This window comes from Coxiella endosymbiont of Ornithodoros amblus, from assembly GCF_019425495.1.
Taxonomy (GTDB): domain Bacteria; phylum Pseudomonadota; class Gammaproteobacteria; order Coxiellales; family Coxiellaceae; genus Coxiella.
Genome location: NZ_VFIV01000040.1, coordinates 1 through 11,380 on the forward strand (window position 1 = coordinate 1; position 11,380 = coordinate 11,380).

Below are 11,380 nucleotides of genomic sequence, written 5' to 3' on the forward strand. Positions count from 1 at the left end.
GTTGATTCAGGCTGATGTTGAGGAAAGGGGCATCAGTGTTTTTCTTAGTCCTTCACATGGCCCGACTTGGCCACAAGCGTTTTTGTATTCTTCAATAATACAACAGAAAGCCTCGTGGGAAGATGGCAGCGTGGATGAGTTTGTGGTTAAAATTTTGCACTAACTTTTATCAAAAAAATTTTCCTTTTTTAAAATTCTCCTTGTCAATAAAATTAAGGCTAATTGGAAGTGCCTGCACGAAGATTGATTGTAAGTAATGATCGGCTGAGCTACTCCACCCACCGATAAAATTCCACAAACTGCGGTTGGCAGAGTTGGCATTTTGTGCCGCAGTCGGTGGGTTTTTTTTGGCATCGGATTTTTCCTTTGCGTATCCAGTGCGCTAGCAAGCCGCGCATAGCTTCAGGTTGCTTGCAAAAATGAAGGGATAATTCTTGTAAATTGGCGGATTGACGTTCTTTTAAGAATGCTTTTATTGATAATAACATTAAGCCTCCCCATCGTTTTTTTAAAAATCTCGGCTGCAAGCGCCAGAAATTTCTTTCTTTAAATACCCTCCCAGCAATGACGCCGCCGTCTTTTTCGGAAGCGGGAGAGGGGAGGTCTTTTGATTGCGGCTCGCGTATTGTCGAAGACTTACAATTGCTATGATTAAGGCCGTTACTAATACGGCGCTCCAAATTAAGGTCAGTGCAGGATGCGCAACAACCGTGAGCCATTGATAACACATGACAGCCAGTGCGTAGGCCAACCCAGTACTCCATAATACCGAAAATAAGGCCCATCGTTTTCCTACTTCCCGACGCATCGCCGCCATCGTTGAAACACAAGGGAAATACAATAAAATAAATAAAAGATAGGAAAAAGCGGCTTTCTTTCCGCCGAATTGTTTATATATAATGCCGTAAGCGGTTTTATTCATGTCATGCGGGGCCTTGCTGGCTGCCACAGGATTTTTAAAGGCATCACCTAATTGACTTAAATTTTGTGGGACTGATTCGACCGCTTCTTGTAATCCACCCAAAAAATTAAATTGCGATGCGGATTGTTGGGTGAGGTTGTCTTGTTCGCTATAAAGCGTGTTTAAAGTTCCCACCACCACTTCTTTTGCTAAAATACCTGTCGTTAATCCAACCGTTGCCGGCCAATTATCTTTTTTCACGCCAAGCGGCGAAAATAGCGGTGTTACTAGCCGACCGACAGCTGACAGCAAAGAATGCTGCCTTGTATCTCCCAACAGTTTTCCGGTGACAGTCACTGAATTTAACACACCAATAAGAACACAGATTAGAATAATGTAACGTCCTGCACGAAACAAAAAGTTTTTTAACCGCTGCCACATGTGTCGCCACAAAGAACTAAAACGCGGCATGTGATACGGCGGTAACTCCATCACGAGTGGCGCGGGCTTTCCTAGCAGAACCGTTCTTCGTAATACTAAGCCCGAAAGAATGGCAACTGAAATACCAGTTAAATAAAGAAAAAAAATAATGGTAGCACCTCCTTGAGGAAAAAAAGCGCTTGCAAATAAGGAAAAAATAGCTAATCGAGCGCCGCACGACATAAAGGGCATCATCATCACAGTTAACACACGATCCAGCCGGTTTTCCAACGTACGTGTGCCCATGACGGCCGGCACATTACAACCAAAGCCTACAATCATCGGCACAAAGGATTTGCCTGGCAATCCCAATGTTTGCATAAAACGATCCATCACAAACGCTGCGCGGGCCATGTAACCGGAATCTTCCAAAAAAGCGAGAAACAAAAACATTCCACCAATAACAGGCGCAAAGGTAATAGTTGTGTTAATTCCTTTCCCGATGCCGCTCGCCAAAATAGCAGTCAACCAAACCGGGAAATGCCAATTCGTTAACAAATCCGCAAGCCCATCTACAAAAATAGTGCTACTGCTGATATCAAAAAATCCTTGAAAAGCGCCACCGATATTAATAGCAAATAAAAACATAAAATACATAACAGCGAAAAAAATCGGAATACCTAAGAAACGGTTTAATGCAATCTGATCAATCGACTGCGTTAATGACTGTCGCGGTGTTTTAACCAGTTGGGTTACAGTGCGGACGAGTTGATTAACAAATACGTATCGCGCGTCCGCAATTAGAATATCAGGCTCTTCACCTAATTTCGATTCGATAGCAAGAATTTCGCGTTCTGCTAATTTTAAAACCGATTGATCAACGAGCGTTTTAGCAAAATGGTCGCCTTCTAATAAACGCAGAGCCAACCATTTCGCGTGACAGGCATCGTCAATTGTCATTACTTGTGTTAAAAGATGCACTGCCTGATCAATTTCCGCAGGTAACGGTAAAATAAATCGTCCTCCGTCATTCCCACAAAGGCGGGAATCCAAGCGCGTTTCGCGCGCTGAGGTATGTGGTGTATTCTGGGCACTACGGCTCATTTTCTCTTTTATTTTTAAAATACCGTCCTTCAGAACCTTAATTCCCATACTTTGCCGCGCCACTAAACCAACCACAGGGCATCCCAATCGTTTACTCAATTGTTTCAAATCCAGCACCAACTCCTGTTGTTTAACGATATCCATCATGTTGACAGCAAGGATGATGGGAATATTCATTTCTAATAATTGGAGTGTGAGGTAAAGGTTCCGCTCGAGGTTACTTCCGTCGATCACATTAACAATTATGTCGGCTTCGTCCGAGAGTAAATAACCGCACGCGATTTTTTCATCGATGGCCCCTGCGTCCGATGTCACGCTGGTCGAATACGTGCCGGGTAAATCCACCACCTTAATCTTGTAGCACTGGTGCTGAAAATAGCCATACTTTTTATCCACTGTCACCCCAGGCCAATTACCCACCCGTTGGCGGCTGCCGGTGAGCGCATTAAAAACAACAGTTTTTCCGCAATTGGGATTCCCGGCTAAAGCGATAATAAAATCGTTATCCATTTATTCCTTGTCTCGCTCAATTTTTAACAGCACAAACTCTTTCTGCCGTAAACTCAAATAAAAATCACGCACACGAATTTGCACAGGATCGCCCAGCGGCGCACGGCGGATGACTTCAAACTGGGTATTCGGCGTCAACCCCATCGCCAGCAACTTTCGCCGATAAGCCTTGTCGCCCGGATGAAAACCACAAACGATCCCGACTTCACCAGATTTAAGATCAGACAGTGTCAGCAACGTCAGCGGCTCCTTAAAATAAGAATGAGATGCAATTACTACGTCAGCCATTATCAATGGGCGCTCAAGCGGTGTCAAGTTAATTGAGAATAATTCTTATTTATGAATGAACTGACAGTTTCCGGCCGCCTGGTTACAAACATAACCGTGGAATACCCCTGTCTACTCTTTCCCTAGATCATTACCATAATTTATACATTATGTTACCTCTTATCTGATTATTATTTTGCCACAATAAAGGTGCTAAGGGGGCGTTTTTGGTTCTATGCTAAATTTCGGACCAATAATTCCCTTAATTCAATCAAACGCCCATGAAAAAAATGGCTTGCGCCGGACATAACTACAAACTCTACCGGAGAGGAAACTTGGTTAACAAATGCTTTTAGCTGCTCAAATGGCACTACTTCATCCTGGTCACCTTGAATAATCAGCCACGCAGCAGTCATTTGAGTTAATGCATCAAAGCCCTCATAAAAGACAGGAGGGGCAATGCTAATCAATCGCGCGATCTTTTGACTGTTTGCTACTTTAGCCGCAATATAAGCCCCAAAAGAAAAACCGGCTAACCAGATGTCATCCTGAGGCCAACTGTGCTTCACCCATCGAAGAACCGATTTTAAATCTTCAGCCTCGCCCACCCCGTTATCGTACTGCCCCTGACTCTTACCAACGCCACGAAAATTAAAACGCACGGTTTTCAATCCCAATTTGTCCAAGGCCTTAGCTAAGGTGGCAACCACCTTGTTATTGATCGTCCCGCCATGCAAGGGGTGCGGATGACAAATAATCCCCGTCATCGACTTTTCAATTACTTTAGGACGAGTAATCGTTACTTCTAACTGCCCAACCGGGCCTTGGATTAAAAAATTTTCATTCGTCATTTTTTAAAAACTCAGTTTTTTCAATAGAGTCTGTAGCCCACATGCAGAAAAGCGGAATACGGCCTACAGACTGTTATTTCGATCAACTAGTAAATTGTATATTCTTAGATTCAGTTTATAAATCATCGATAAACCGTTGTATCCCGTTTTTCATTTCCGTTTTCGCTGAAGAATATATTATTGTGTTTGGCTAGTATGTCCTTATTGACATATTCCACAACTTCCTTTTTAGCAGTTACTACTCCTAACCAAATTTTATAGGCAGTATCAAAATCATTTGCTTTATTTAATTCAGTAACAAACTATCGTAGTTGCTGCGCTCGTAACTCGCGATTTACTAAGAATGGATTCTTACTGCGTTCATACGTTTTGGCTTTAGTCTCGATTTTATCAATTATCGTTTTTTATCGATAACTTTTTCCAAAGTGTTTGTTGTTTCAGGACATTGTTCCTCAGATGTGTAAGAACAATTTTCTTGTGTTATAACTGAAAAACCATCTTATCCTAATGCAACAATTCAGTTTAATTCATCCAATATTTCATGAGATTCAATTGCTTCGCAGGCATTTTTATAATTGGCTTCCATCTCTTTTATTACGATTGATTCAATGTCAGGTTTTAGAACTTTCTTACCCACTATCAAACTTTTGCTACCGCGTAAGTATAATAACCACAGGCCCATGAATTTGTTTGGCAGCCTTGGTAAATAATACTTACTTTGTCTTTTGTTATTTTCAATATATCGGTGATGTTACGTAGAGAATACTTACCGCCAATTCTGAATCTTTCGTAGGTTGAAGCCTCGATTTGCCATGATCCATTTTTACGCCAAACAGCAATAAAATGTTCGCGGGCATTTGATTTTCAACGATTGGACAGAAATACAGCTTGGAAACATCATTAATAAAAATATATATACTTTTTTCAACTTTAGACTTAATTTCTCTTAATGTGGGGGCTTTGAGTTTCCGACGATGGTCTGTCATTATCTCTCTCTCAGGATAATGAACGATTATACCTTTCTCTGTTACCGTATCATAATAAATACGACCGTATTTTGAAATGTAACTATTGCCTTCAATTGTTTATTTTTGTTCAAATCGTTTTTCATTTTCCCCATTGAAGGTATTTTCGAACAAAGCAATAATGGAAAAATACACTTCCTTTGGGTTTAAACGCTGGTTTTTCTCAAACATCGCTGATGCCTCTGCCTCATTCTGATAATTTATTAATCATTAATACTATTAGTAAGTGGGAATGTTCCCGGATTCCGCTTCGCTACATACGAGCTACGGATTTTCTAGGCTTAACATTCCTGAATTGTAATCATAAGCAAAAATTTCCGCGTAACGGCCCCAATCGATGACGGTGGTTAGTACTTCGTCGGCGGCTTGTTCGCTTAAATAATTTTCAAGGTCTGTTAAGAAGTGTTCTTCGGAAATTTCATGATTAGGATGTTCATCTAATTCTTGGCGAATTTGACGAGCCAGCGGAACGTATTCAATTAAATGCTGAGCAAAGATATTCTTACGCTCTAAAATATCCGCCTCCACCAATTGACGTCCTGCGGGCGTTAATACAATATCGCCCTCGGATACATGAGCAAAATGCAATATTTCGAGCGCTTCGGTAATGGGAAACAATTCATCGATTTCAAAATGCAGTTCTTCAGCCAACTCAGGTAAGTCCACTTTTTTTTGCTCATGCGACGCCAGTGTTTCCAAAAAACCCATCATTTCAGAAATGGGAACTTGCGGCAGACGATACCCAACATCGATCATTTTAAATTTAATGGCGTCAGGAACAGCTTCAACAGCCGGCCTTGTCATGAGTCCATAAATATCATCCACTAAACGGTGGAATTCAGGGTCTTGATCATTACGTGGATGTGGCAGTTCAACATTTACTTCCGAGCGAATGGTTCCTGGATCACTTGAAAAAACTAAAATACGATCTGCTAAAAATGTAGCTTCTTCAATGTTATGCGTTACAAGGATAACGCTTTTAATATTAGTTTTACCCGAATGCCATATATTAATTAAATCACCCCGCAGGTTTTCAGCCGTTAATACATCCAGTGCGGAAAAGGGTTCATCCATCAACAATACTTCGGGATCCACTACCAACGCTCGTGCTAACCCTACTCGCTGCGACATGCCGCCGGACAATTCTTTGGGATAAGCAGATTCAAACCCATCCAGACCGACGATATCGATCGCTTCAATCGCACACGCGCGGCGTTCTTCGCGTGCAATACCTCGCGCTTCTAATCCTAGTTCCACATTTTCTAACACCGTTAACCACGGCATCAATGCAAAATGTTGAAACACCATCGTTAATCCTGGTACAGGTGCATTAATCGGTTCACTATGATAAAGCACAACGCCCGAAGAAGGTTTAGTTAAACCCGCAATAGTTCGTAATAACGTAGATTTTCCTGAACCGGACTTTCCCAGAATAGCAATAATTTTCCCTTCACCCACATTAAAACTAATGCGGTCGAGCACAAGTAAACTTTGTGCCCCATGTTTTTTGAATGATTTACTTATGTTTTTGACTTCTATAATATAATTGGTGTTTTTTTTCATGATCATCATCCCCAGAAAATTCTAAGTGTTTAAAAAAATAATTTGAACTGCGTTTATAAAAAATTTTAAAACCCCTCTCCCTAACCCCCTTTCCCAAGGAGATAGAGCACGAATTAAAACCTCCAACTTATTTCACACGAAAACGCTCTTCGGCCAGTCGGTATAAAGGTCGCCACATAGTGTGGTTGGGAATGACTACATACAAAAACATCACCATGACTCCTAAGGCTAAGCGAGGAAAATCACCCTGTTGTGAAACTGCGGTGATATAAGCACCCAAGCCGGTCGCATGCAAATGCGTATTCCCCCAACTTACCGCTTCAGCAATAATACTAATATTCCAAGCTCCACCAGCCGCGGTAATCGCCCCGGTGATGTAATAAGGAAATATTCCCGGCAATATAAACCGCTTCCACCATAACCATCCTTTTACATTCAACGTTTCAACAGCGTGATGCAAATTTTTAGGTACGGCCATCGTTCCAGCGACAACGTTAAATAAAATGTACCATTGAGCTCCAAAAATCATTAATGGTGAGGTCCAAACATTCACATTCAAACCGTAGCGGATAATCACCATGACCACCAATGGAAATAATAAGTTCGCCGGGAACGCTGCAAAAAACTGCGCAATCGGTTGCACGATGCGAGAAGCATTGGGGCGCAAACCTACCCAAACACCAACGGGTACCCAAATCAAAGAACTAACAATAATTAAAATGGTGACTCGTAAGCCAGTCACGAACCCTAAATAAAACACATGCAATACTTCATTCCATCGGACTTCCGCCAAAATAAATTTCGACAATAAAAAAAGGGCTGCGGCAACACCGAGGATTAAAAGAACATTCCAAGCAATGGTTAACAACTGTCGGAACTGGTAGTTAGGGTCAATTAATTTTCTGGGTCGGCGATGTTGAAAAAGTCGCCAATTTACAATGGCGTTACCCGCCAACGAAAAATAATGCCCAATAAATCGTAAAAAACGCGTACGTTGAAAAAGATTTAAAACCCAAGATTGTGCTTCCGTTCCATCAACGCTAACTTCAGCCTCAAACTTTTCCGTCCAAGCCACTAATGGTCGGAATAACAATTGATCATACAAAGCAATTACAATAAACATCGTGACGATGACATAAATGATAGCCATTTTATTAGCGTGCTCGATAGCGAGGGCAGTATAAGAACCAATGCCTGGCAGCATAATATTATGATTAGCGACACTAATCGCTTCTGAGGCCGTTAAAAAAGTCCAACTCCCAGACATAGACATCATGATGTTCCACAATAAGCCTGGCATCGCAAAGGGGACTTCTACCCGCCAAAATTGCTGCCATGCGGACAATTGAAATACAGATGCTGTTTCTGAAAGGTCCGGTGGAACGGTACGAAGGCTTTGATAAAAGCTCAAAGTCATATTCCAAACTTGGGCCGTAAAAATGGCAAAAATAGCCGCACTTTCTGGCCCTAACATACTACCGTGAAAAAATGCGATAAAAGCCATTACAGTAATGGTTAAAAACCCAAGTACCGGTACCGATTGCAAAATATCAATAGCAGGAATAATAACCCGCTCGGCTTGACGGCTCTTGGCGGCCAAAGTCCCGAAAACAAACGTAAATAACAGTGAAAAAAACATGGCGATGCCCATCCGCAATATCGTGCGCAAGGCATAGTAAGGCAATACTCGCGGATCGAGAGAAATAGAAATTGGTTCCCCAATATCAAATCTCCCAACCATAGCGTTGGCGCCATAACCCAATAACACAATGATCGCTAAAACGAAAATTGCAGCAATCACATCCCAATAATTTAGGATTGGCCAAGAAGTTACTTCATTTTTAGTATATGTTTTCTTTGAAGTTAAAAACATGTCCCATCCCATCGGTTAATGGAGTAAGAATAACAGCATTATTTATAATGCCACGCGTAAAGGAATTAAGCTAAGGGACTACTGGGAGGTTTTAGACAGGTGTAATAAATTAACACGGCCGTGTCCTCCATTCGAAAGGTATTTCAATGGTGGGCTACTTTACCTCAGTTTTTTTGAAAAGGCAATATTTAACTATCGCAAAATTATTCACGAAAGTAGAATGGTTTTTATGGCTCTGAACGGAACCATTGGCTTAAAACCGCTTTGACTTGGTCTAATCCAGTGCGATCATGAGAGGAAAATAATTGAAGCGTCAGCTTATCTCCATAGGCGCTAATCGCCGTTTCTACTTCTCCTAACGTTTTTTTAGCGGCATTTTGACTGAGTTTATCCGACTTGGTTAATAGAATATGGATAGGAATATCATATTTAACTGCCCACTCGATTACATCCTCATCCATTTCCTTTAAGGGATGACGGATATCCATCACGACAACCAAGCCTTTTAAGCAACGGCGTTTTTTTAAATAAGTGTCTACTAACTCTTCCCAACGCTTTTGTACCATTCGCGGGACTTTTGCATACCCATAGCCAGGTAAATCAACCAGACGTTCGTGCTCGTTTAACGCAAAAAAGTTAATCATCTGAGTACGCCCTGGCGTTTTACTCGTGCGGGCAAGCCCTTTTATTCCGGTGATTATATTTAACGCGCTCGATTTTCCTGCATTTGAACGGCCAATTAAAGCAATCTCGGCCCCCTGGTCTGAGGGAAGCTGATCAAATTCAGCAGCGCTGGTAAGGTATTTCGCCTCTTGATAGGCGGGGGCTGACTCGAATTCAGTCATAAATTCCTGAAGGTCTTTAATTCAACGAAAGCCCAGTATAGCATCGTTTAACTTAAATGCCCAATAGCGCTCATTATCAAGGGTGGAAAACGTAGGTTATAGGCCGTGGCTCACGGGCCCAACAGCAAAAGTACCCCCTATGAGCGCAGCGAAATACGGGGGCGATAGACGAGATCATTATTTTCCCGTATTCTGCTTTGCTCCATACGTATAGGCCCTGGGTTGTTGTGTCAACAATCAGTTTTGACGAAAAGAACGTATATGCGGGTTCACAGAGCCACCGCATGAATCAGCATCATCAACCCCAGGTTTTATTTAACGTCCTTAACATCACATTGCCGCGTTTACTAATCCGCGACAAGACCTCCTTATTCCCACTCGAGTGTTGTGGAGGAACCAACCCAATAAACGCCGACAACTGCCGGGAACAGGTGAAATTGATGAATGTCCCTCCCCCCGTTCGCACAAACCAGTTAATTGCGAAATGCTTTGAATGACGGCACGTATATCGGCGTTTTGCAAATTCCACATTTACAGCAAGTTTTTGTGTTTTTGTACGAGATGATCATGAAGAGCGGGAATTATGATGATGGTTTTAGGCGATTGAATAGATTGTTCGGTATGGGAGGTTGCAGCAATAATAAATCCGGGTACAAACAATCCCATTAACAAAAACTAACATATTAAACACCCCTGAGGGGAAACAGCACCTCCTTTTATTATTAAGCCAGTTTTGATAATACTGATTAAATATTTGGAATGCGTAGGTCTAATGACCATCCTTATAACGAGCCGCCATATTTTCAAGTGAAATAATTTTTATTTTTTCGGCATGACCCGCTGTACCGAATGCTTCATAACGCGCTTTGCAAATCGCTTGCATCGCTTTTTGCGCCTCGCTTAAATATTTTCGTGGATCGAATTGCGAAGGGTTTTTCGCAAGGTAACGGCGAATTGCGCCAGTCGATGCTAGCCGAAGATCGGTGTCAATATTCACTTTTCTTACTCCATGACAAATGCCTTTTTGGATTTCTTCCACCGGCACCCCGTAAGTTTCTGGAATTTCGCCGCTATATTCATTAATTATTTGTAGCCACTCTTGCGGTACAGAGGACGAGCCGTGCATAACCAAATGCGTATTGGGCAAACGTTCGTGGATGGCTTTGACGAGGTCGATCATCAATACTTCACCCGTCGGCGGTCGAGAAAATTTATAAGCACCGTGGCTGGTGCCAATGGCAATGGCCAACGCATCAACTTTAGTTCTATTAACAAAATCGGCCGCCTGCTCAGGGTTTGTCAACATTTGATCACGTGATAATTCGCCTTTCGCACCGGAACCATCTTCTTCTGTAGCCATTGATGTTCCCAAGGAACCCAAGCAACCTAGTTCTCCTTCTATTGAGACTCCACACGCATGAGCCATTTGCGTAGTCAATGCCGTTGTATACACATTGTATTCATAGTCTGATGGTGTTTTTTGATCTTCCAATAAGGAGCCGTCCATCATGACTGAAGTAAAGCCAAGTTGGATTGAGCGCTGGCAGACGGCGGGAGAAGCACCGTGATCTTGATGCATACAAATGGGAATATGGGGCCATTCTTCAGTAGCGGCGACGATTAATGCCCTGATAAACTGAGGGCCAGCATACTGACGCGCGCCAGCAGAAGCTTGAAGAATGACTGGACTTTTTGTCTTATCCGCTGCTTCCATAATTGCCCGAACTTGCTCTAAATTATTGACATTAAATGCCGGAACACCGTAACCGTGCTCGGCTGCATGATCCAGCAATTGTCGCAACGTAATGAGAGCCATCCGTATCTCCTTTCTAAACTAAAGCTCACTATAAATTCTCTTGCCCCCTCAGGCAATACCTAATTCATCATCCCACTTAAAAACAACCCAATGAAAAGTGCGCTCTTTAAAGGGGGCGTTATAATGCGCCAACACAGAATTTCTATTTTAAATAAAGAGCATGTGATGAAAGATATTAAAATACTTGGTGTTGATATTTATTGCA

The 11,380-nt window shown here is 42.1% G+C and carries 6 protein-coding genes and 6 pseudogenes; all 12 read right to left on the minus strand.

From position 1 onward, the window contains the following. Window positions 1-269: 269 nt before the first annotated feature. A complete protein-coding gene (locus tag FIV31_RS05600; RefSeq protein WP_280124103.1) occupies window positions 270-488 on the minus strand; it encodes a FeoC-like transcriptional regulator in 219 nt (72 codons plus the stop codon). Window positions 489-494: 6 nt separating this feature from the next. Next, a pseudogene (gene feoB, locus FIV31_RS05605) lies at window positions 495-2,935 on the minus strand (Fe(2+) transporter permease subunit FeoB); the annotation flags it as partial. Next, window positions 2,936-3,207 (minus strand): annotated as a pseudogene (locus FIV31_RS05610) (FeoA family protein). Between the two features lie 61 nt (window positions 3,208-3,268). Continuing rightward, window positions 3,269-3,367, minus strand: a pseudogene (locus tag FIV31_RS05615) (hypothetical protein); the annotation flags it as partial. A 68-nt stretch (window positions 3,368-3,435) separates the two neighbouring features. Then, complete coding sequence (locus tag FIV31_RS05620) at window positions 3,436-4,053, minus strand: alpha/beta hydrolase (RefSeq protein WP_280124099.1); 618 nt, start codon at window positions 4,051-4,053, stop codon at window positions 3,436-3,438. A 517-nt stretch (window positions 4,054-4,570) separates the two neighbouring features. Beyond that, on the minus strand, window positions 4,571-4,735 hold the full coding sequence (locus FIV31_RS05625; protein ID WP_280124100.1) for a hypothetical protein: 165 nt from the start codon (window positions 4,733-4,735) through the stop codon (window positions 4,571-4,573). Between the two features lie 607 nt (window positions 4,736-5,342). Beyond that, on the minus strand, window positions 5,343-6,647 hold the full coding sequence (locus FIV31_RS05630; protein WP_280124104.1) for an ABC transporter ATP-binding protein: 1,305 nt from the start codon (window positions 6,645-6,647) through the stop codon (window positions 5,343-5,345). Window positions 6,648-6,768: 121 nt separating this feature from the next. Then, entirely contained in the window at window positions 6,769-8,514 is a 1,746-nt protein-coding gene (locus FIV31_RS05635; RefSeq protein WP_280124101.1) for an ABC transporter permease, read from the minus strand. Window positions 8,515-8,741: 227 nt separating this feature from the next. Next, a complete protein-coding gene (gene yihA / locus FIV31_RS05640) occupies window positions 8,742-9,359 on the minus strand; it encodes a ribosome biogenesis GTP-binding protein YihA/YsxC (protein WP_280124102.1) in 618 nt (205 codons plus the stop codon). A gap of 316 nt (window positions 9,360-9,675) precedes the next feature. Then, window positions 9,676-9,808, minus strand: a pseudogene (locus tag FIV31_RS05650) (transposase); the annotation flags it as partial. A gap of 85 nt (window positions 9,809-9,893) precedes the next feature. Further along, window positions 9,894-10,019, minus strand: a pseudogene (locus FIV31_RS05655) (hypothetical protein); the annotation flags it as partial. 86 nt (window positions 10,020-10,105) lie between these two features. Then, a pseudogene (gene fba, locus FIV31_RS05660) lies at window positions 10,106-11,175 on the minus strand (class II fructose-bisphosphate aldolase). Window positions 11,176-11,380 lie beyond the last annotated feature (205 nt).